We start from the raw sequence: 22,422 nt of genomic DNA, 5'->3' as shown, positions 1-22,422 counted from the left end.
GCGGGATCTCAGCGGAAGATGAACGTCAGGACCGCGTCGCAATGGGCGTCGATGGCCTTTTCCCGTAGTGCGTCGATGCCGTGAACGTATTTCATCTCGGCGGTCAGCAGGTACGGAATCTGTGCGATCGCCGTGACCATGTACAACAGCAGGATCGGGTCGATTTTTTCCAGACCTTTTGTCTGCGCACAGACTCGCTTGATGAGCGGAATCGTCATGTCGTGCCGCGGGCGAATGAACTTCTGCGCCATCCACTTCAGCCGCTCGGAATCGCGATTGGCTTCCTGCATCATCAGGCGCGCGTGCTCAGGATACTCGGCGCAGTACCGCACGTAGTTCCGGATGTAGTCCTTGACCGCGTCGAGAGAAAGCTTGCCGCCGTCCGACTCCGGCGGCGCGGCTTTTTCCATGAAGCGTTCGAATAGATAAGCCACGCTTTCGCGCCACAGGTTTTCCTTGTTCCCGAAGTAGTAGCGAATCATCGCGTGGTTGACACCGGCTTGATCGGCGATGTCGCGGACGCTTACCGCGTCGAAGCCGCCGGTGGAAAACTGGTGGAGCGCGATGCCCAGAATTTCCGCGCGAGTCTGCTCGCTTCGTTCCTGTTGCGCTTGTCTGGCAATCGTCATCGCTGCTTCCGGAAAATGGACTACCCGGATTGTGCCTTCGCTCTGATAACGCCGCAACGTCCGGTATCGCGTCCGGCAATTCACCGGCGGAAAGAGGTCGTGAAGCGCATTGATCCGCTGATTCTCGGGGAAAGTCCCGACATCGATTCGTCGGCATCCTGCTTGACCGTCGCACCGGAGTCCAATTAAATTATCCGAGTGGATAATTACTGGAAAGAAGGAGTCGTATCAACATGAAATTCCCCCACGGCAGCGTCGACACCGAAGAGACGAATCCTGCCGCTTTTGCGCCGTCATCGGGCTCCGGTGCGCCGGTCTCCGATCCCGACGAGCGCGCCAGGGAAACCGAAGCCCGCATGACGGACGACGAGCGGTTCTCGATGCTGTACAGCTTGATGGTGCGCATCTTCGGCACGCACGCGCGCGAGCCGCGTGTACCGTCGAACGTGCCTGCAATCGCGGGATATGTGCGCGGCGTGGCGCGGCTGGGCATCCCGCCGTTGATGCTCGCCGACACGAGCCTCGGTGTGCGCGCGACGGACGATCCGCATGCCGGCGCCACGGCGTTCCCGGCCGCGCTCGCGCTGGGTGCGACGTTTGATCCGGAACTGGCGAAAGCGCAGGGGGCGGCGATCGGCAGGGAGGTACGCGCGGCCGGTTTCAACGTCGCACTGGGCGGCGGGATCAATCTCGTGCGCGAAGTGCGCAATGGCAGAAATTTCGAATACGTGTCCGAAGACCCGCTCGTGTCGGGAAAACTCGGTGCCGCTGTCGTGTCGGGTACGCAGGCGGAAGGGGTGATCGCGCTGGTGAAGCATGTGTCGCTCAATGCCAGCGAGACCAACAAATTCTTTCTCGACGCGATCATCGATCCAGCCGCGCATCGCGAAAGCGACCTGCTTGCGTTTCAGATCGCGATCGAGGACGGAGCGCCCGGTGCGTTGATGGGCGCGTACAACCTGGTCAACGGCGAATACGCATGCGGCAACAGGCACATCCTGCAGGACATCGTGAAAGACGCGATGCGTTTCAAGGGCTGGGTCATGTCGGACTGGCGCGCGGTCAACCACTGGGACTTCGCGCTGAAAGGCCTCGACCAGCAGTCCGGTGCCCAACTCGACGAATGCGAGTGGTTCAACGAACCGCTGCGGCGCGCTTATGACGAAGGCAGGATTCCGAAGGAGCGTATCAGCGAGATGGTGCGGCGCATGCTGCGCTCGTATTACGCGATCGGCATCGATCGGCCGCGCGCGGCCGAAGCCGTCGATTGGGACGCGCATCACGGCGTCGCGCTGGAGATCGCCCGGAAGGGAATCGTGCTGTTGAAAAACGACCGCGAGACGCTGCCGCTTGCGCGCGACCTGAAACGGATCGCGATGATCGGAGGCTTCGCGCAGGCCGGGGTGTTGTCGGGATCGGGGTCGAGCCAGGTCCGGCCGCGCGGCGGGTTCGCCGCCGAGGTGCCGCTCAGGAGCCATCCGCTGCTGGGTCCGACGTCAATGTGCTTCTTCGGACCATCGCCGCTTGCCGAGCTGCGCACACGCATGCCGCAAACGGCGATCGATTTCGACAGCGGTGCGCATGTTGCCGATGCCGTTGCGTTGGCCGAGAAGGCGGATGTCGTGATCGTGAATGCGATCCGGCACGAGGGTGAACGCTTCGATTGCCCGGACATGACGCTCCCGTTCGGGCAGGACGAGCTGATCGAAGCCGTTGCGCGCGTGAATTCGAACGTCATCGTCGTGTTGCAGACGGGCAACCCGATCGAAATGCGATGGCGAGACAAGGTGCGCGCGGTGGTTCAAGCCTGGTTTCCCGGGCAGGCTGGCGCCCAGGCGATCGCCGAAATCCTGACGGGCGAGATCAATCCTTCCGGACGCCTGCCCCTGACCTTTCCGGTCAACATCGAACAAACGCCGCATCCGCATTTGCCGGGAGCGGACGTCGAGCTTGGGACGCGGATCAAGGTGCATTACCACGAAGGTGCCGAGATCGGCTATCGCTGGTTCGCGCAGCGTGGTGAAGCGCCGGTGTTTTCGTTCGGTCATGGGTTGGGCTACACGCAATTCGAATACGGCAACTTTTCGGCATGCGGAGGCGAAACCGTGACGGTCCGCTTTACCGTCACCAATACGGGAGCACGGGACGGCGATGACGTTCCGCAGGTGTACCTGACTGACGCCCACAGGGAGCAGCGCGTGCGTCTGCTCGGCTTCAAGCGCGTGACGCTGCGCGCCGGCGCGTCGATTGACGTCAGCCTGCATGCCGACCCGCGCCTGCTGGCGCGTTTCGACGAAGCGTCCGGGAACTGGCATATCAGGCAAGGCGACTACCGGATCGTGCTGGCACGCTCCGCGGTGGATCACGTCGCGGATGCAGTGGTGCAGTTGGAAGAGCGTCGATTCGGTACCTGAAGTCGTACCGCGGAAGTCTTGCACGGGTAATACGGGAGCAACCGATCTTCCGGGCCGGCGTTTACCAGCGTTCGCTTGGCGGCCCGTGATCGATCGGAAAAAGAAAGAGGGAATTTTCCGGAGCAATCTAATAAGCAGTGCAAAACAGGAGGAGACGCGTGAGGAAAGAGATCATTCTGGCCACGGCGGTGGCAATGATGGCCGGTGGAGCGAAAGCGCAGTCGAGCGTGACGTTGTTCGGGACGGTTGGCGGAGGTATTCGGTGGGTCGACGGGGTGAAAGGGGGGCACCAGATCGGGTTCGACAGCAACATCATATCCGGCAATAGTTTCGGGCTGAAAGGCGTGGAGGATCTCGGGCAGGGCCTGAGGGCGATCTTCACCCTTCAAAGCGGATTCGTCACGGGGACGGGGGGACTGGCGAGCACGTCGGGGCCGCTCTTTTCGAAGGCAGCCTATGTCGGACTCGGCACCGATGCGTGGCGTGTCACGCTGGGCCGGCAACTCAGCGCCGCCGAAGACGTCGGCGTTGCGCTCGATCCGGACGCAGCGCAGGGAACGTCGCTCGCCGTTGTCCCGGGTGTGATCTGGGGGGGGAACTTCTTTACGCTCGACTCCCGGTTCAACAACGTAGTGAAGGTCGTGGGTAAGGCTGGCGGTCTGACGCTCCGCGGAAGCTACTCGGCTGGCGGTGTGGCCGGCAACATACACGTGGGATCGAACCTCGCCATTGGCACAACCTACCAGTATCAAACCGTGATGATCGGTGCCGCGTATCAGAAGACCTATAACGCCGCGGCGTCTCAATGGGCGCAGGCGGCGATTGGCGGTGCAACGTGGCAACTGGGGCCGGCGAAACTGTACCTGAGCTACAGCGGGCTCTGGGTGAGTTCGCCGACGTCCGCCGGCGTCGAACGCCGGGACGACATCCCGGCAATCGGTCTCGTCTATCGGGTCACGCCGTTCCTTCAGTTCAGCACGGCGACCTATTACGACATCGGAAAGAACCTGAAATACGCGCGCGGATCGGACGGGCGAAAATTGACCACCTACGCGATGCTCGATTATTTCCTGTCCAAGCGTACCGAGTTGTACCTGGAGTACGACAGAAACGGATTCTCGGGCGCGTACAAGCGGGATCCGGCCAACGTGTCAGGCTTGAACCTGCGGCCGGACGGCAAGGCGGTGACCGGCATATCGGTCGGGATGATCACGCAGTTTTAATCGCGGTGCGGCACACCAGGATTTGACGAGAGAGAAAGGAATGGAAATTCGAAAGCATGTCGTTCGCGCGGCACTCGCGTGGCTGTGCGTGGCTGGCGCGACGAGCACGTTCGCGCAGGATCCGATTCCGGGCAATACCCCTCGGACCGACTCGGCGGCGTCGCAAACGAGTAGCGCTGCCGGAACGGGCGCCACGAAAAAAGCGAACAGAAAGGCGAATCGGCAATTGGTCAAGCGCGTCAGCCAGGCGATTGCCCATGCCAAGGGGCTCGACTCGACGCGCATTTCGGTGAGTGCAAAAGGCGGCGTGGTGACGCTGTCGGGCACGATTGCCGACAATGTTCAAGCAGGGATCGCCGTCGACGCGGCGCAAAAGGTTCCCGGTGTGCAGGCGGTCAAGAATCAACTGCGCATCAGCACACAAAACTGGTAAGCACGGAGCGTGCGGTCGACCGTCGTTCCATGACGTGGGCCGTCATCGGCCTGGCTGCAAAACAATTTTCGAACCGGCCGTCCAAGGCTGGATGAAGGGAAACGACAAATGAGACTGATTTACTTCGACATCGATACACTGCGTCCGGACCACCTCGGCTGCTACGGGTACCACCGCCGTACCAGCCCGAACATCGACAGGCTGGCGGCCGACTGCGTGCTGTTCCGGAACGTGCATGCGTCCGACACGCCATGCCTGCCCAGCCGCACGGCCTTGCTGACCGGCCGCTTCGGCATTCACAACGGCGTTGTCAACCACGGCGGCGTCGATGCCGACCCGGTGATCGGCGGCCCCGATCGCAAGTTCTGGTCGCAGCTGCATTTCGACAGTTTTCCGTTTCGCCTGCAGCAGGCGGGTCTAAGGACCGTCAGCGTCAGCTCCTTTGCGCATCGCCATTCGGCCTTTCACTGGTATGCCGGTTTCGACGAGGCTTACAACGTCGGCAAGTTCGGGCGCGAGACCGCGGACGAAGTGTTCGCGATCGCGTCGGACTGGCTGACCCGGCATGGCAGCGACGACAACTGGTTCCTGCATGTTCATATGTGGGACCCTCATACCCCATACAGAGCGCCGGCGAGCTATGGCGAACCTTTCGCCGACGATCCGCTGCCGCCGTGGCTGACCGAGGCGGTGCGTGCAAACCACTGGCAAGGGTGCGGCCCGCATAGCGCTCAGGAATGCACGGGGTTCGCACCGAACGATGCGGCGTTACGGCGATATCCGCGCCAACCCCAGCAGGTTCCGGACATGGCGGCGGTGCGAGCCATGTTCGACGGCTACGACACGGGCGTCCTCATGGCCGACGAATATGTCGGGAAACTGCTCGGACAACTCGCGGAACTCGGCGTGATGGACGACACGGCCGTGCTGCTGTCGTCGGATCATGGCGAGACGCTCGGCGAGCTGGGCATCTACGGTGACCACCAGACGGCCGATCAGTTCACGACGAACGTCCCGCTGCTGCTCAAATGGCCGGGCCTGGAACCGGGGCGCGAATACCACGCGTTCCATTATCAGATCGATGTCACCGCAACCATTCTGGAGTTGCTTGGTCAGCCTGTTCCCGATTCGTGGGACGGCGCTTCGTTCGCGAAAGACTTGCGGGACGGGGTGGACGAAGGTCGCGACTACCTTGTCGTGTCGCAGGGCGCGTGGACGTGCCAGCGTGGCGTTCGGTTCGGGAACTGGCTGATGATCGCCACGTTGCACGACGGATATCACCTCTTCGACGACGTCATGCTGTTCGACCTCGATCGCGATCCGCACGAATTGCTAAATCTGGCGGCCGAGCGTGCGGATGTCGTCGCCGAAGGGACCGCGCTGCTCAAGGAATGGGAAGCGCAGGTGCTTCCCGACGCGGCGCGTGGCCGGGACCCGCTGGTCAACGTCGTCGAGGAGGGCGGCCCTTATCACGTGCGCGGCAAGTTGCGGGCTTACCTGGAGCGGTTGAGGGAAACCGGGCGAGCGGAGAAGGGCGCCGCGCTGCTCCGGAAGCATGAAGCCGAGTTGCAGAATGCGGAAGCGCCGAGTCAACCCCCGATTCCGATCCGGAACTTCGCGGGGTGAAGCTGAAGGTTCGTTTTTCGAGCAGGCGAGACGGAACTGAACTGCGGGACGATGATGGCGGAAATTTCACAATCCATCCCGGCGCCGGGAGTCTCCGGCGCCGGCGATGAGGCGAGCGTCAGGCTGCCGTTTGTACGCAAGATCGGCTTTGGTATCGGCGATTTCGCGTTCAATCTGTACTGGCAGAGTACGACGCTCTATCTGCTGTATTACTACACGGATGTGGTCGGGCTTTCCCCCGGGATCGCCGGTGCGATATTCGGCGGCGCAATGCTGTGGGACGCCGTTTTCGATCCGGTCATGGGATATGTCGCCAACCGCACGAGAACGCGCTGGGGGCGCTACCGGCCTTACCTGCTGTTCGGATGCGTTCCGCTCGCCGTCAGCTTCGTGTCGATGTTCGTGCCGAACCGCCTCGAGGGTGTCGCCCAACTGGCGTTCGTCGTGAGCACCCATGTGCTGTTCAGGACGACGTACACCGTGTTGTCGATGCCGTACAACGCGCTGATGGCGACGCTGACGGTCGACAGCCGCGAGCGAGGAAGTCTGGCCGCCTATCGGATGGTATGCGCGGCCACGGCCGGCGTGCTGGTGGCCTTGTCGACGCTGCGGCTCGTGCAGGTGCTCGGCGGCGGCGACGCGAAAACGGGGTTTCTGTTCGTGAACCTGGCGTACGCAACGGTGGCGGTCTGCGTATTCGTGGCGACGTTCCTGTCGACGAAGGAGGCGGTCGTGCCGGACCGTCACGGCGTCTCGATACGTGAGGCGTTTCTCGTGATCGTCGGCAACCGCGCGTTTGTCATCGTGTTCGGCTTCGCGATCCTGCACATGACGTCGTCGACCCTGCTGTCGAAGACGCTTCCGTACGTGCTGAAATACGGCATGCATCGAGAGGACCTGATCGGTTGGGCACTGGGCGCCGTCGCGCTGCAGGTATTCGTCTCGATTCCGTTCTGGGCGTGGGTGATGCGGAGGACGTCGAAACGTCGGGTCGCGCTGATCGGCGCCTGCATCACGGCGGTCTGCTACGGTTTGCTCGGGGCCGCGGGGCTCCCCGGCCTGGGTGCGTTGCTGGCGATTCTCGTTGCGATCGGGTTCGGCAACGCCGCGATGTTGCTTGCGCAGTGGGCGATGATTCCCGATACCGTCGAATACGGCGAGTGGCGTACCGGCATCCGGGGCGAGGGCGTGATTTTCGGCGTCGTGGCGCTGGCTCAGAAGGCCGCGCTCGCGCTGGCGGTCGGTGCTGTCGGCCAGATACTGGAGGCGATCGGATTCGTCGCCAATCGCGTGCAGTCGCCGCGCACGCTCGATGGTTTGTGGGCCATGTTGTGGAAGGGGCCGCTCGTGTTCACGGCGATGGCGATCGGGTTGGTGTTGCTCTATCCGGTCTCGTCCGACGTGCATGCGCGGATACTGGGCATTCTCCGTCTGAGGCGGTCCGCCGTCAGGTGAGTGCCGGGTCGGCTGGCGTCGATCCGGAGCCCGGACCGGCCTCACGACCCTGCGAGCACCGGCTCAAATCCGGACTGGAACCGGCGCACGGCCCGCGGGACGGGGCTGCGCCGGGTTGTCGGCGGCTGCACGCCGCGGCTGGCGACGGTCTCCCAGGCGCGTTTTCGAATGTGCTGCATTCGGCATTCAACCTCGCCCACGCCATGGGATTCCTGTCGCGTCGCGCAACAACAGGCACAATATGCGCTCTGCCACGCACCGCTGTTCGTCATTCGAACACGCTGGCGCGTGTTGCCGCTGCCCGAATCCTTCCCGGTTGTCATGAACGCCTCGCTCACTTCCGCGCGCGAATCGAACTCGCCGCGCTTCCTGTTGTTCCTCATTTGCCTGTTCGCCTCCGCCGGCCAGCTCGCGATCGACATCTATGTGCCCGCGCTGCCCGACATGGCGCGTTCGTTCGCGACCACGCCGCAGGCGATCCAGTCGAGCGTCTCCGGCTACATGGCCGCCTACGCGCTCGGCCAGCTGATCTTCGGCCCGGTCGCCGATGCATACGGGCGCAAGCGCGTGCTCGCGTTCGGGCTCGTCATCTATACGATCGGCTGCCTGCTGTCGCTCGGCGCGCCGAACCTGGAGACGTTCGTGCTGGCGCGCTGCCTGCAGGGCTTCGGGATCGCGACCACGAACCTGCTCGCGAAGGCGATCATCACCGACTCGTTCTCGGGCCAGGCGCTGATGCATGCTTTTACCTACATGTCGATTGCGTGGGGGCTCGCGCCGATCATCGCGCCGGTGATCGGCGCGCACCTGCAGGAATGGTTCGGCTGGCGCGCATGCCTCGTGTTCCTGCTGGTGTATTCGCTGGTGATGTGGGCGCTGCTGTGGCACTACCGGGAGACCTTGCCGAAACCGGTCCATCTCGAGCCGCGCACGCTGATGGCGAACGCAGGCAAGGTGCTCGCGAGCCCGGTGTTCCAGAGCTGCTTCCTCGCGCAGGGGCTGTGCTACAGCATCCTGCTGGTGTTCAACATCGTTGGACCGTTCATGGTGCAGACCACGCTGCACAAGCCGCCGACCTTCTTCGGCTATCTCGCGCTCGGGATCGGGCTGATGTATTTCCTCGGCGGGCTGTCGAACCGGATTCATGGGCGCGGGCTGCCGAGCGCCGAGCAGCGGCTGCGCATCGGCGCGCGCGTGATGGCGGTCGCGGCGGTCGTGATGCTCGTGCTGGCGCTGACCGTCGGTCTGCGCGTATGGACGCTCGCGACGCCGGTGCTCGTGATGGGCTTCTGCGCGGGCGCGATGTATCCGACGCTGATGGCCAAGGGCAATTCGCTGTTTCCGCATATCGCGGGGCTGACGAGCGCGATCCTCGGGTGCGCGCTGCTGCTCGTGTCGTCCGCGATGATGGGCCTGGCCGGCTTCGTGTCCGTGCAGGTGCTGACGCCGCTCGCGGTGTTCTTCGTCGCGCTGTCGTTCATCGTCGTGTGGATGGTGACGAAGCTGCTGCGCTACCTGACGCAGCAGCAGGCCGCGCGCGTGGCTTGCGGGAGCGGGGAAGCGGCGTAAGCCGAGTCAACGGGTGCCGCAACGGCACGCCGGTCGCTCACAGCGGCTGCGCCGCGCCCGCCTGCGCCAGCAGCGCAACCGCGGCCGGGTCCGGCATCCCGTTCGAATCGATCGCGCCAGCCTTGGCCAGTGCGCCGAGATCGCTGTCGACGCCCGGTTGGCCGACCACGAACGGCGTCGTCAGGAAGGCCGGTGTCGACAGCGTGACCGAATAGCGCTGCTGCAGATTCGTCACCACCGCCGATTGCGCGGCCTGCACCGCACCCGGGCTGCCCATCACCCTCTGGAAGTGCGCATTCCCCTGAAAATTGCCGATCAGCCCGGCCGTGTTGGTGCCGAGCTGCGCGGCGAGATAGACGAGCATCAGCTCGGTCTCGGGCGTCGTGTTGAAGGTGCCGCTCGCGTAGGCGAGCGAATGCAGGCTCGTGCCGCCCGACGCGACGGTGATCACGCACGGCAGCGCGGCGTTGACCGTCACGCGGTAGTTGCCGCCGCCGTCGGTCAGCGTCGTCGCCGAGCCTTGCGCGCAACTGACCGTCACCGATGCGCTCGCGAGCGCGGCGCCCGTGGCGGCCGTGCCGGACAGCGCGACGGTCTGCGTATTGGTGTTGTTGAAGCAGACATCGACGCCGAAGCAGGCGTCGCCGTTGCAGCCTGCAAGTGCCGCGACGGCGGCGACGCAGGCGGTGCCCAGCGCGGGGCGGAGGAAGCGCGGGTGGTGAAGGTTCATGGTCGCGGGCCTTTGGGCGAGTGGAGCAACCGGTGGCCGCCGGCGGGGCGGTGCCGCTCATATTTTATGTCTCGAATCCGGGCGGTGCTTGCCCGTTTTCCTGCCGGGACGCGGCGGCCGCGCCCGAACTTCAGCGTCGCGAACGAAGCCGCGATCTCGACCGCGCCCGTCATCGACTTCTCCACCCAGCCGACGAAGGCGAACGCAGCCGGCCAGTAAGCGTCCGGCTCAGTCGCTCAGGGCTTGCGCGCGGCGGGCTTCGCGAACGCGCCGCGCACCTCGAAGCCGATCGCATCCGCCACGTTGCCGCGCGCGTCGACGAGTTCCAGCCGGTGCCGGCCCGGCCACGGCATCCACGCGATGCGGTCGGCGTGCCCGATCACCTTGTCGTCGAGCCGCCACGCGAATCGCGCGGCATGCCCGGACGATCGCTCGAACCAGATCCGCTGATTCTTCGGCGGAATGTCCGGATCGATCGCGAAGATCGTGCCGTCGGTCGGCGCGCCGATCGTCAGGGGGGCGCGCGCGCCGTCCTTGCCCGGCGTGACGGGCGCGGCGAGCCGGATCGTGTCCAGCGCCGTGCCCGCAACGAACCACTCGTCGCGCGACGGCTCGACGTCGCGCTCGAACGTGATGCGGCGCGTTTCCACACCGGCCGGCGGACGCGGCGCGCGGCTCGGCAGGTCGCGGTGCAGGTAGCCGACGACGGCCGACCACACCGGCGACGCGCCGGTTACCCCCGACACGTCCCACATCGGCGAACCGTCCGCATTGCCGACCCACACGCCGACCGTATAGCGCGACGTGAAGCCGACCGTCCAGTTGTCGCGCATGTCCTTGCTCGTGCCGGTCTTGACCGCCGAGAAGAAGCGCGTCGCGAGCGGGTTGTCGAAGCCGAACGTGCGCACGCGCGCGTTGTTGTCGGAGAGGATGTCGGTGACGACGAAGCTGGCCGCTTCGCTGAATACGCGCGTGCCGTTGTCCGGACGTCCTGGTGTCGATACGCCGGAAACGGGCGCCGACGCAGGCAGGTCGACGACCGTTCGCGCGACGCCGCCGTTCGCGAGCGCGCGGTACGCATTGGTCAACGACAGCAGCGTGACGTCGGCGCTGCCGAGCGCGAGGCTGAAGCCGTAGTAGTCGCCTTCCTGCGCGAGCGGCAGGCCGAGCGCGGTCAGCGTGCGCGCGAAGCGGTGCGGCGTGACGAGCACGAGCGTGCGCACGGCCGGCACGTTCAGCGAGCCGCCGAGCGCGGTGCGCACGCTCACCCAGCCCTTGAAGTCCTTGTCGTAGTTCTGCGGAATGTAGAGGCCGCCGCCGGCCGAGAGGTTGATCGGTGCGTCGTCGAGCAGCGATGCGGCCGTCAGCCGCTTCTCGTCGATCGCCTGCGCGTAGAGGAACGGCTTGAGCGTCGAGCCGGCCTGACGCGGCGCGAGCACGGCGTCGACGTCGCGCGCGTTCGACAACGCACCCGACGAACCGACCCATGCGCGAATCTCGCCGGTCGCGTTGTCGATCACGACGACCGCGCCATCCTGCACGTTGCGCCGGTGTGCGGGCGCGTTGAGTTCGGTCAATGCGCGCGTCAGCGTGTCGCGCGCGAAGCGCTGCAGCGGTGCATCGAGCGTCGTGCGCACCTGCGCGCCGGCCGCCGGTTTTACCTCGGCCGCGATGCGGCGCGCGAAGTGCGGGGCGAGGGCGGCGCCGTCGTCGCGCACAGCGTTGGCCGGGCGGGCGATCACGAGCTGCACGTAGCCGTCGAGCGACGCGCATGCCTGCTCCGCATGCATGTCGCGCAGGATCCGGCAAGCACGCTCGGCGACCTTCGCGGGTGCCGCGTTGGGTGCCCGCACCAGCGCGGCCGCGATCGCGGCTTCACGTGCGTCGAGGCCGGACGGCGCCTTGCCGAACAGCACCTGCGACAGCGCGGCGAGCCCGACCGTTTCGCCGCGGAACGGCACGAGATTCAGGTAGGCCTCGAGGATCTGGTCCTTGCGCCAGCCGCGTTCGAGCAGCAGCGCGTTCATCGCCTGCGTGGCCTTCTGCGGCAGCGAGCGCTGGCCCGAGCGGCGCGGTGAATCGCTGAGCAGCCCGGCGAGCTGCATCGTCACGGTCGACGCGCCGCGCGTGCGTTCGTTCCACAGGTTGCCCCACGCCGCGCCGGCGATCCCGCGCCAGTCGACGCCGCTGTGTTCGTAGAAGCGCTTGTCCTCGGACACGACGATTGCCTCGCGGAACGCGGGCGACACGTCGGCGAGCGACACCCAGTCGCCGCGCCGTTCAATGAGGTCGACACGCGTGCGCTGCAGCGGCGTGCCGTCGCGCGCGAGCAGCACCCAATCGGAACTGCGCCAGTTGCGGCGCACGTCGTCGTAGCCGGGCAGCGCGTGCGCGACGAGCGGCACGGCCAGCACGGCGGCGATGAAGACGCGGCCGGAGAAACGCGCCGGCCGCGGCAAGACACGATCGATCATCACGGTCTCATTACTTGCCCGCGTCGGCGGGCTTCACGGTCATCGGCGGATTCGGCCACAGACCGTACACGGATGGCGCATACAGAGCCTCGACGCGCGTCGGCGGCAGCCCGAAGGTGCCGACGTTGTTCAGCCGCACCGTGTACTCGACCGAGAATTTGCCCTTCCGCAGATAGTCGTAGTACGCGCGGTAGCCGTCGAAATCGCGTTCGATGAACGCCGGCCATGCACCGTCCGGTGTTTTCTCGCCCTGCGTCGCGGCTTCGGAGTCGCGGCCAAGGCCCGAGCCGAGGATCGTCGCGCCCGACGGGATCGGATCGTTGACGACCACCCACGTCATATCGCTCTGCGCATCGATGTCGAGATGCACGCGTACGACGTCGCCGCGCGTCAGCACGCCCTTGACGGCGGGCGACACGGGCGTGACGGTCTTGGTAATCCGGTAGCCAGCCGCGAACGGCGCGCGCAACGGGACGGCCGCGAGGCTCTCGACAGTCGCCCACGGGCGGCCCGTGCCGTCCCGCGTGACGGATAGCGTGGCCGGCGCCTGCGACGCACGCGGCCACGGCATCAGCACGCTGCGTGCGGCGGCGCGGGTCGCGGCAGTGGCCGACGCGGGCACATCGGCGGGCGCCGGTGCCTGCGACCACGAGATCGCGCGCTCGTTGCCGCCGAGCGCGACCTTCGTCGTGCCGGCGACCGGCGTGCTCTCGTAGGTGCGCGAGAAGCGTTCGATCGCGAGCTGGCCGAGTGCGTTCGACGTCGTCGTCTGCCATGCGCCCTGGCGTTGCAGCGCGAGCAGGCCGGTCGCCACGCGCGGCATCTCGTCCTTCCACGCCGGGTCGCCCGCGAATTCCAGCGCGAGACGCGCGGCGTTGGTCTCGTTGCTCGTCATCAACCACCACAGGTCGTCGTCGCGCGCGGTCGAGAACACGAGCTGCGTGCCCTGGTAGGTGAGGCGCGCACGCAGGATCTGCTCGACCTGTGCGCGTTTCTCGTCACGCTGCGGGATGTCCTTCACGCGCGTGAGGATCGCGTGATAGTCGATCACCGCCGACGTCGGCCACTGGTTCGGCGCGATCTCGATCGAACCGAGCATGCGGCCCTGTGCTGCGCCGTAACGCGACAGCGCCTCGATCGCCGCGAGCTTGCGCAGGTCGCGATCCTGGCGCGGCGCCCACGCGTTGCGCTCGATGCGGCCGTCGACGAAACGCGCGAGCCCGGCCTCGATCTGCGTGCGCAGGTCTTCCGGCAGCGCGAAGCGCGGGTCGAGGCGGCTCGCCTCGTCGGCGACCACGAGCAGGTACGACGACAGCGTCGGGCTGCCGTAGTGCGCATCGTCGGACGATGGCGGGAAGTAGCTCGCGAGCCCGTCGTTGTCGAGGTAGACGGGCATGCGTGCCACCAGCGCCTGCCATTGCGCGGCGTCGTGCAGGCCGATCGCGCGCGACGTCTGCTGTTCGAGGCAGCGGTACGGATAGCGCTCGAACCAGCGCCGTACGCCAGGCAGGCCGTCCGCGAGCTTCGATTGCAGCGACACGGCGATGCCGCCGCGCGGCGCGCCTTGCGCGTTGTTGACGGCACCGGCCGGGGCTGACACGGGCACCGTCAGCGTGCCGTCGACCTGGGTGAGCGTGGCCTGCTGCACGGTCACCGGCAGCGCGGGCACGACCTTCTGCGCGACGGCCAGCGCGTCGGACGCGCGCTTGCCGCCTTGCTCGGCTGCCTCGATGCGCCAGTTCAGCGCGCCGGCCGCGTCGAGCGCCTGCTCGGGCACGGTGATCGTCCACGCGACCTCGGTTGCCGCATTGGCCGCGAGCGATACGGTTTGCGGCGCGACGTCGAGGCCCGTCACGTGCGGCGTCACGACGACCTGCATCGCGCGGTCGGTCGTGTTGCGCAACGTGACCTGCGCGCGGAACGCATCGCCTTCGCGCACGAGCGGCGGCAGGCCGGAGATCAGTTGCAGGTCCTGCGTGCTGCGAATCGACGTGCTGCCGGTGCCGAAGCGGTCGGGGCCGACCGCCGCGATCGCGACGATCCGGAAGCGCGTGAGCGCGTCGTTCAGCGGCACCTCGACGGTCGCGCTGCCGTTCGCGTCGAGCGTCACGCGCGGATTCCACAGCAGCAGCGTGTCGAACAGCTCGCGCGTCGGTGCGCTGCCGCCGCCGCCGCCGGCCGGCACGGCCTTGCGGCCGAAATGGCGGCGGCCGACGATTTCCATCTGCGCGGTGGCCGTCTCGACGCCGTACGCGCGTCGCTGCAGCATCGCGTCGAGCAGGTCCCAGCTGTTGTTCGGCATCAGTTCGAGCAGCGCCTCGTCGACGGCCGCGACCGCGATCTGCGTGCCGGCCGGCGCGGGCTGGCCGTTCGGCAGCGTGACCTTCACGTGCGCCTGCGCCTTGCTGCGCACCGTGTAGCGCGTCGCGTCGGTCGTCACGGCCACGCCGAGACGATGCACGCCCGTGCCGACCTTGATCTCGCCGAGGCCGTAGCGGAACGCCGGCTTCGACAGGTCGACGAACGCGGTCGGCGCTTCATAGTGACGGCCTTCGCGCCAGAACGCGCGGGCCCATTCGACCGGAGCCTTCCAGCCCCACGTGAAGAACGAGTACCACGGCACTTCGCGAATCCGGCCGCGTAACGCGAGCACCGACACGTACACGTTCGGCCCCCACGATTCGCCGACCTTCAGGTCGACGGTCGGGTTCTTGCCGTTCAGTTCGACGATGTGCGTTTCCATCACGCCGCCGCGTTCGACCGCGACGAGCGCGGTCGCGTAGCGGAACGGCATGCGCACCTGGAAGCGGGCTGTTTCGCCCGGTTCGTAGGACGTCTTCTCCGGGATCACGTCGATCCGGTCGGTGTTGTCGCCGCCGAACCAGAGTTCGTCCTCGCGCGTGACCCAGACGGACGTCGACGCATTCGACGTCCGCCCGTCGCCGTCCTTCGCGACCGCGATCAGCTGCACGTTGCCGGCCTGCTCGAGCGTCGCGTCGCAGGCCATGCGGCCCTTGTCGTCGGTCTTGCCCGAGCACAGCACGCCGAGGTCGCGCGTGTCGCTCTTGTTGTCGTATGCATAGAAGCCGCCGACCATCCGCTTGCGCGACGACGTCGTGATGTGCGCGACGCCCTTGATCTCGATCGGCACCGATGCACGGGGCTTGCCCTGCAGGTCGACCGCGAGCGCCTGCACCGGCACGCGCTGGCCGACCGATACCCAGCGGCCGGCCTTGATGCCGGCCACCACCGCGGCCGGCCACAGGATCGTGTCGCCGCGGATCGTCTGCACTTCGCCGTTCGGGTCCGCGAACGTCGCCTCGAGCGCGATGCGCTTCGGCGCGTCGACGTCGGGCAGACCCTTGAGCGTGACGGCACCCGCGCCGTTGCGGTCGAGCGTCAGCGGCAGCTTGTCCGCGATCAGCTTGGTCGCGTCGGGATCGTTGTTCGCGGCCGATGCGCTGTCACCGTCCTGCGAGTCGTCGTCGGCATTGCCGTCGCTCCGTTCCGGACGATATGGCGTGAAGCTGAAGTCCTCGAAGCGATCCACGAACGGCGGCGACGCCCACTTCATCAGCGCCGATACCTGCACGGGCAGATTCGATGCACCGCCACCCGACACGTAGTCGATCTGCACCGCGAGCGGCGCTTCCTTGACCGCGACGAGCGGGCTCTTTTGTGCGTCGCGCGCGCTGATCGTCCCCTTGAGCACCGGCAGGCGGAACGCCTCGACACGGAAGCTGCCGCTGTAGTAGCTGGTGGTTGGCGCATCGTCCGGGCCGCCTTCGAGCGACACGCTGTATTCGCCGAGCTTCGCCGCGGGCGGCAACGCGAACCGCGTGTCCGCGCTGTGATCGGCCGACCACGTGAGCGGCAGCTTGTAGGTCTGGTCGGAGCCGAGATGGCGGATCGTCACGCGCGTCGGGTATTGCGCCGGGATCGCGAGGCTTTGCAGCGTCTCGGTGCGCAGGAAGTGCTTCATCGACACGGTTTCGCCGGCACGCAAGAGTGTGCGGTCGAACACGGTATGCGCGCGCACGGTCGGCGCGCTGTCGGTGTCGGTCGGCACGTTGAAGCGCCACGCTTCGATCCCGCGGTTCCAGTTCGAGCTGACGAACGCCATGTCGGGGCCCGTCTTCGGATCGTCGACGCGCGCCGACACGAAGTAGTCGCCGAAGCGTTCCGACTGGCTGCATTCGTGCTTCGGCTCGAACGGACCGTCGATCTTCAGCAGGCCTTGCGCGTCGGTCTTGCCGGACGCGATCTCGTCGCCGTTGCAATCCGACACGCGGATCCGCGCGTTCGGCACCGGCTTGCCCTTGTCGAGCGTCGTGACCCACACGAGGTTGTTCTCGCGGCCCTGTTTCAGATGCACGCCGAGGTTCGTGACGAGCACGGTGGTGCGCACGTACATGCTCGACGGCTTCGCGAGCAGCGAGCGGCCGAGCGCGGGCGACGCGAGTTCGAGCACGTAGAAGCCGGGTTTTTCGATCGGCACGCCGACGACCTCGAACGGGCGCAGTGCCTTCGGATCGGCCTTCGGCAGCGTCAGCGCCTGCGCACCCCGTTCGCCGGTGAGCAGCGACAGCGAGCGCACGTCGATGCGGCGGTTCTGCGGCGCGGGCATCTTCTCGCCGGCCTCGAGCGGCACGTAGACGGGGTGCTGGCCCTTGCGCCGGAGCAGGCCCGGGATGCGCTCGTCGATCGTGCCGGCCGTCATCGACCAGTTGTCGAAGCGCTCGACGGTGCGCATCCATTGACGGATCGCGGTGTCGTCGTCGACCTTCAGGTTCGAGAATTGCGCGCCGCTCGTGTTGAGGCCCGCGATATGCAGGTCGGCCTCGACGTTGCGCAGCGTGACGGGCACGAGCGCGGGCGTATCGGGTTCGGCGAAGCGCTCGACGATCCCGAACGTGCCCGACGAGAATTTCGCGAGCGGTGGCATCGGCGCGGTGCGCGTCGCGAGCGGGAACAGGTCGGCGTTCGCGAGCGAACGGTCGGTCACGTCGCGCAGGCCGGACGGCAGCTCGATCGTCAGGTTCGCCCGCGCGGGCAGCGGCGGGTTGAACGTGACGGTCGTCACTTCGTCGCTGTGGTCGTCGGCGGCGAAGGTCGGCGAAAGCGAACCGTCAGGGCCGCGCAGCTTGATCGCCTCGGCGTTCTTGCGCGAGATCGGTGCATTGAACGAAAGCGTCAGCGGACGCAGCGGCGTGCATGGCGCCTTCGCGTTCTCGCGCTCACACGAGAAGCTCGCGGCGAACGGGGCGCGCACGGTGAAGTCGAAGCGGCGCTCGGTGTCGTTCGCGATGCCGCTCGGGCTCGCGACGCCCTTGCCGTAGACGAGCTGCATCTTCGCGCTCGCGGGCAGCGCCTGCGCGCACGACAGCGTCAGCACGCGCGCGGCGTCCTTCTTCAGCCCGAAGTGGTCGAGCAGCGCGTTGCGGGTATCGTCGTCGGCGGCCGTGACGGGGATGCGGTTGCCGATGCCGGCCGCTTCGCACCAGATGTTGGCGAGCGCGGAACGCGGCTCGGCCGGGCCGTTCAGCTTCAGCACGAAGACCTGGCGTTCCTCGATCTCGCGCGAGCCGGGGCGCACCGTCACCGGGAACGGGCCGCCGGTTTGAAACGTGAAGCGGCGCGGGCCGCTGACCGCATTGCCGGCGACCGAGCGCAGCGTGTCGTTGAGCGCGACCGAGCAGCGCACGCCTGGCGGCAGGTCGTTCTCGAAATCGTAGACCCACGTCTTGTCGTCGAGCCAGTGACCCTGGCCGCGTGCGGCGGTGGAATCGTTGCAGGTCATGCGCGCGGGGTTCGGCGCGGACGCCGAGCCGAACGCGACCATCGGTTCGTCGAACTTGACGACGCTCTGCCGGACTTCGGTGACCGTGCCTTGCGGCGATACGCTCACCGTGCGTGCCGCAAGTGCATGCAGTGACAGTGCCGCGGCGCCCCCGAGTGCGGCGACCGCGCCGATGCGCCAGAGCAGCCGTGTGGTGTGATTGGATTGATGCGTGTTGTTGTGTTTGTCGTGCTGCTTCATCGCTCGGTGCCCTCGGAGGGAAGCTTTCTGTTTGATTGCACGGGATTCTAACCGACGGGCATGCGAGCGGATGGCGGGAGGGGCCGTGTCGTCGGCGTGCGACACACTGGATCGCAATGCAGAATTGTCGCGTCGACGACACAAAATTGCAGCGAAATGTCGATTGTCTCGGATTGCGGAACATTTAATGGACTATAAAAGCATTGTCCGATCCGAATTGTGCGCGTACATTTCAGGGCCGCGCGAAAGTTTGAGAAATATCAAGCGTGGTTTTCCCGAATCCGGTGTTCGAGAGAAGGAAACATGCACAACGACAACACCCCCCACTCGCGTCGTGACAACGACGCAGCCGCAAGCGGCATCACACGGCGTCAATGGCTGCAGGGCGCACTGGCGCTGACGGCGGCGGGCCTCACGGGCTCGCTGGCGTTGCGGGCCCTGGCCGATAACCCCGGCACCGCGCCGCTCGACACGTTCATGACGCTCTCCGAAGCACTGACAGGCAAGAAAGGGCTGAGCCGCGTGCTCGGCGAACGCTTCCTGCAGGCCTTGCAGAAGGGTTCGTTCAAGACGGCCGACGGTCTGTCGCAACTCGCCGGCGCGCTTGCGTCCGGTTCATTGAATCCCGATCAGCAGGCTTCCGCGCTGTCGATTCTCGAAGCCTGGTATCTCGGCATCGTCGACAACGTCGTGATTACCTACGAAGAGGCATTAATGTTCAGCGTGGTGTCGGATACGCTCGTGATCCCTTCGTATTGCCCCAACAAACCTGGCTTCTGGGCCGAAAAACCGATCGAGAGGCAAGCCTGATGGCCGATACCGATACGCAAAAAGCCGACGTCGTGGTCGTCGGGTCCGGTGTCGCAGGCGCGATCGTCGCGCACCAACTCGCGATGGCCGGCAAGTCGGTGATCCTGCTCGAGGCAGGCCCGCGCATGCCGCGCTGGGAAATCGTCGAACGCTTTCGCAACCAGCCCGACAAGACGGACTTCATGGCGCCATACCCGTCGAGCTCGTGGGCCCCGCATCCGGAATACGGCCCGCCGAACGACTACCTGATCCTGAAGGGCGAGCATAAATTCAATTCGCAGTACATCCGCGCGGTGGGCGGCACGACGTGGCACTGGGCCGCGTCGGCGTGGCGCTTCATCCCGAACGACTTCAAGATGAAGACGGTGTACGGCGTCGGCCGCGACTGGCCGATCCAGTACGACGACCTCGAGCATTACTACCAGCGCGCCGAGGAAGAGCTCGGCGTGTGGGGCCCCGGCCCTGAGGAAGACCTGTACTCGCCGCGCAAGCAGCCGTACCCGATGCCGCCGCTGCCGTTGTCGTTCAACGAGCAGACGATCAAGAGCGCGCTCAACGGCCATGACCCGAAGTTCCACGTCGTGACCGAGCCGGTCGCGCGCAACAGCCGTCCGTACGACGGCCGCCCGACCTGTTGCGGGAACAACAACTGCATGCCGATCTGCCCGATCGGTGCGATGTACAACGGCATCGTTCACGTCGAGAAGGCCGAGCAGGCCGGCGCGAAGCTGATCGACAGCGCGGTCGTCCACAAGCTCGAGACGGGCCCGGACAAGCGCATCGTCGCCGCGATCTACAAGGACAAGACGGGCGCCGACCATCGCGTCGAGGGCAAGTACTTCGTCGTCGCCGCGAACGGCATCGAGACGCCGAAGATCCTGCTGATGTCGGCGAACCGCGATTTCCCGAACGGCGTCGCGAACAGCTCCGACATGGTCGGGCGCAACCTGATGGACCACCCGGGCACGGGCGTGTCGTTCTATGCGAGCGAGAAGCTGTGGCCGGGCCGCGGCCCGCAGGAGATGACGTCGCTGATCGGTTTCCGCGACGGCCCGTTCCGCGCGACCGAAGCCGCGAAGAAGATCCACCTGTCGAACATGTCGCGCATCAACCAGGAGACGCAGAAGATCTTCAAGGCCGGCAAGCTGATGAAATCCGACGAGCTCGACGCGCAGATCCGCGATCGTTCCGCGCGCTACGTGCAGTTCGACTGCTTCCACGAAATCCTGCCGCAGCCCGAGAACCGCATCGTGCCGAGCAAGACGGCCACCGACGCGGTCGGCATTCCGCGCCCGGAAATCACATATGCGATCGACGACTACGTGAAGCGCGGCGCCGTGCATACGCGCGAGGTCTATGCAACGGCCGCGAAGGTGCTGGGCGGCACGGAGGTCGTGTTCAACGACGAGTTCGCGCCGAACAACCACATCACGGGCGCGACGATCATGGGCGCGGATGCACGCGACTCGGTCGTCGACAAGGACTGCCGCACGTTCGACCATCCGAACCTGTTCATCTCGAGCAGCTCGACGATGCCGACCGTCGGTACGGTGAACGTGACGCTGACGATCGCGGCGTTGGCGCTGCGGATGTCGGACACGCTGAAGAAGGAAGTCTGACCGTGCGGAAATCTACTCTCACCTTCCTCCTCGCCGGCTGCTTCGCGCTGCCGGGCCTCGTGCGCGCGGCCGATTCGGCCGATCCCGCGCAGATCAAGCGCGGCGAATACCTCGCGGTCGCGGGCGACTGCATGGCCTGCCACACCACGAAGGGCGGCAAGCCGTTCGCCGGCGGCCTCGGGATGCCGGTGCCGATGCTCGGCAAGATCTATACGAGCAACATCACGCCCGACCCGGACACCGGCATCGGCAACTGGACGTTCGACGACTTCGAGCGCGCGGTGCGTCACGGTGTGTCGAAGAACGGCGACAACCTGTATCCGGCGATGCCGTACGTGTCGTACGCGAAGATCAACGACGACGACGTGCAGGCGTTGTACGCGTACTTCATGCACGGTGTCCAGCCGGTCAAGCAGACGCCGCCGAAGAACGAGATCCCCGCGCTGCTGAGCATGCGCTGGCCGCTGAAGATCTGGAACTGGCTGTTCCTGAAGGACGGCGCGTACCAGCCGAAGCCGTCGCAGAGCGCCGAGTGGAACCGCGGCGCGTACCTGGTGCAGGGCCTCGCGCACTGCAGCACGTGCCACACGCCGCGCGGCATCGCGATGCAGGAGAAGTCGCTCGACGAGACGGGCGGCAGCTTCCTGTCGGGTTCGGTGCTGGCGGGCTGGGACGGCTACAACATCACGGCCGACCCGAACGCGGGGATCGGCGGCTGGACGCAGCAGCAACTCGTCCAGTACCTGCGTACCGGCAGCGTGCCGGGCGTCGCGCAGGCGGCCGGTCCGATGGCCGAGGCGGTCGAGCACAGCTTCTCGAAGATGACCGACGCCGACATCGGCGCGATCGCGACGTACATCCGCACGGTGCCGGCAGTGGCCAGCGGCGACGCGAAGCAGCCGCGCTCGTCGTGGGGCAAGCCGGCGGAAGACGGCCTGAAGCTGCGCGGCGTCGCGCTCGCGTCGTCGGGCATCGATCCGGCGCGGCTGTATCTCGGCAACTGCGCGACGTGCCACCAGATGCAGGGCAAGGGCACGCCGGACGGCTATTACCCGTCGCTGTTCCACAACTCGACGGTCGGTGCGTCGAATCCGGCGAACCTGGTGCTGGTGATCCTGAACGGCGTGCAGCGCAAGGCCGGCAGCGAGGACGTCGGCATGCCCGCGTTCCGCAACGAGCTGTCGGATGCGCAGATCGCCGCGCTGACGAACTACCTGACCGGCCAGTTCGGCAACCCGGCCGCGAAGGTGACCGAGCAGGACGTCGCGAAGGCGCGTTGACGCCAGGCGCGACGCGGCACGAAGCAGGGCAACACTGACAAGAGGAGGAGCACAGCACATCGGGCGGGCCCCGATGCCGGTTGTTGCAGAGCGGGGCGGGCGGCACGAGTGGCCGCCCGT

14 protein-coding genes are annotated in these 22,422 nt (G+C 66.3%); 10 read left to right on the top strand and 4 right to left on the bottom strand.

Translation table 11 applies throughout. The features are described 5' to 3' along the window. Positions 1 to 8 precede the first annotated feature (8 nt). Positions 9 to 686, bottom strand: a complete 678-nt coding sequence (locus tag DIE23_RS04510) for a TetR/AcrR family transcriptional regulator (RefSeq protein WP_260435962.1) — start codon at positions 684 to 686, stop codon at positions 9 to 11. A gap of 176 nt (positions 687 to 862) precedes the next feature. Between DIE23_RS04510 and DIE23_RS04505 the strand changes: the two genes are divergently transcribed. The 6 genes from DIE23_RS04505 (at position 863) to DIE23_RS04480 (ending at position 9,349) form a co-directional block, all read left to right on the top strand. Next, complete coding sequence (locus tag DIE23_RS04505) at positions 863 to 3,043, top strand: beta-glucosidase (protein ID WP_185646385.1); 2,181 nt, start codon at positions 863 to 865, stop codon at positions 3,041 to 3,043. A 158-nt stretch (positions 3,044 to 3,201) separates the two neighbouring features. Then, positions 3,202 to 4,266, top strand: a complete 1,065-nt coding sequence (locus DIE23_RS04500; RefSeq protein ID WP_260435961.1) for a porin — start codon at positions 3,202 to 3,204, stop codon at positions 4,264 to 4,266. Positions 4,267 to 4,306: 40 nt separating this feature from the next. Continuing rightward, positions 4,307 to 4,699: a BON domain-containing protein gene (locus DIE23_RS04495; RefSeq protein WP_124610996.1), complete on the top strand. Its 393-nt coding sequence runs from the start codon at positions 4,307 to 4,309 to the stop codon at positions 4,697 to 4,699. A gap of 108 nt (positions 4,700 to 4,807) precedes the next feature. After that, positions 4,808 to 6,325 carry a sulfatase gene (locus tag DIE23_RS04490; protein WP_124610995.1) on the top strand — a complete coding sequence of 506 codons (1,518 nt, stop codon included), beginning with the start codon at positions 4,808 to 4,810 and terminating at the stop codon, positions 6,323 to 6,325. 54 nt (positions 6,326 to 6,379) lie between these two features. Next, positions 6,380 to 7,780, top strand: a complete 1,401-nt coding sequence (locus tag DIE23_RS04485; protein WP_185646384.1) for an MFS transporter — start codon at positions 6,380 to 6,382, stop codon at positions 7,778 to 7,780. A 321-nt stretch (positions 7,781 to 8,101) separates the two neighbouring features. After that, complete coding sequence (locus tag DIE23_RS04480; protein WP_124610993.1) at positions 8,102 to 9,349, top strand: multidrug effflux MFS transporter; 1,248 nt, start codon at positions 8,102 to 8,104, stop codon at positions 9,347 to 9,349. A 37-nt stretch (positions 9,350 to 9,386) separates the two neighbouring features. On the opposite strand, the gene DIE23_RS04475 is transcribed toward DIE23_RS04480, so the two are convergent. Then, complete coding sequence (locus tag DIE23_RS04475) at positions 9,387 to 10,079, bottom strand: hypothetical protein (protein ID WP_124610992.1); 693 nt, start codon at positions 10,077 to 10,079, stop codon at positions 9,387 to 9,389. An 84-nt stretch (positions 10,080 to 10,163) separates the two neighbouring features. On the opposite strand from DIE23_RS04475, the gene DIE23_RS39995 reads away from it, so the two are divergent. Then, positions 10,164 to 10,298 carry a hypothetical protein gene (locus DIE23_RS39995; protein ID WP_260435960.1) on the top strand — a complete coding sequence of 45 codons (135 nt, stop codon included), beginning with the start codon at positions 10,164 to 10,166 and terminating at the stop codon, positions 10,296 to 10,298. Positions 10,299 to 10,315: 17 nt separating this feature from the next. Here DIE23_RS39995 and pbpC read toward each other — a convergent pair whose 3' ends face one another. Beyond that, positions 10,316 to 12,553: a penicillin-binding protein 1C gene (gene pbpC, locus DIE23_RS04465; RefSeq protein WP_124610991.1), complete on the bottom strand. Its 2,238-nt coding sequence runs from the start codon at positions 12,551 to 12,553 to the stop codon at positions 10,316 to 10,318. A 10-nt stretch (positions 12,554 to 12,563) separates the two neighbouring features. Continuing rightward, complete coding sequence (locus DIE23_RS04460; protein ID WP_124610990.1) at positions 12,564 to 18,593, bottom strand: alpha-2-macroglobulin; 6,030 nt, start codon at positions 18,591 to 18,593, stop codon at positions 12,564 to 12,566. Between the two features lie 303 nt (positions 18,594 to 18,896). Between DIE23_RS04460 and DIE23_RS04450 the strand changes: the two genes are divergently transcribed. The 3 genes from DIE23_RS04450 to DIE23_RS04440 are packed head-to-tail and all read left to right on the top strand — an operon-like array spanning position 18,897 to position 22,302. Then, positions 18,897 to 19,403: a sugar dehydrogenase complex small subunit gene (locus tag DIE23_RS04450; RefSeq protein ID WP_124610989.1), complete on the top strand. Its 507-nt coding sequence runs from the start codon at positions 18,897 to 18,899 to the stop codon at positions 19,401 to 19,403. Beyond that, positions 19,403 to 21,022: a GMC family oxidoreductase gene (locus DIE23_RS04445; protein ID WP_124610988.1), complete on the top strand. Its 1,620-nt coding sequence runs from the start codon at positions 19,403 to 19,405 to the stop codon at positions 21,020 to 21,022. The genes DIE23_RS04450 and DIE23_RS04445 overlap by 1 nt, the downstream gene beginning before the upstream one ends. Positions 21,023 to 21,024: 2 nt before the next feature. Next, on the top strand, positions 21,025 to 22,302 hold the full coding sequence (locus DIE23_RS04440; RefSeq protein WP_124610987.1) for a cytochrome c: 1,278 nt from the start codon (positions 21,025 to 21,027) through the stop codon (positions 22,300 to 22,302). The last annotated feature ends 120 nt before the right edge of the window (positions 22,303 to 22,422 follow it).

Source organism: Burkholderia sp. Bp9143 (assembly GCF_003853645.1).
Lineage (GTDB): Bacteria > Pseudomonadota > Gammaproteobacteria > Burkholderiales > Burkholderiaceae > Burkholderia.
This window is presented reverse-complemented; position numbering and strand designations above follow the sequence as displayed.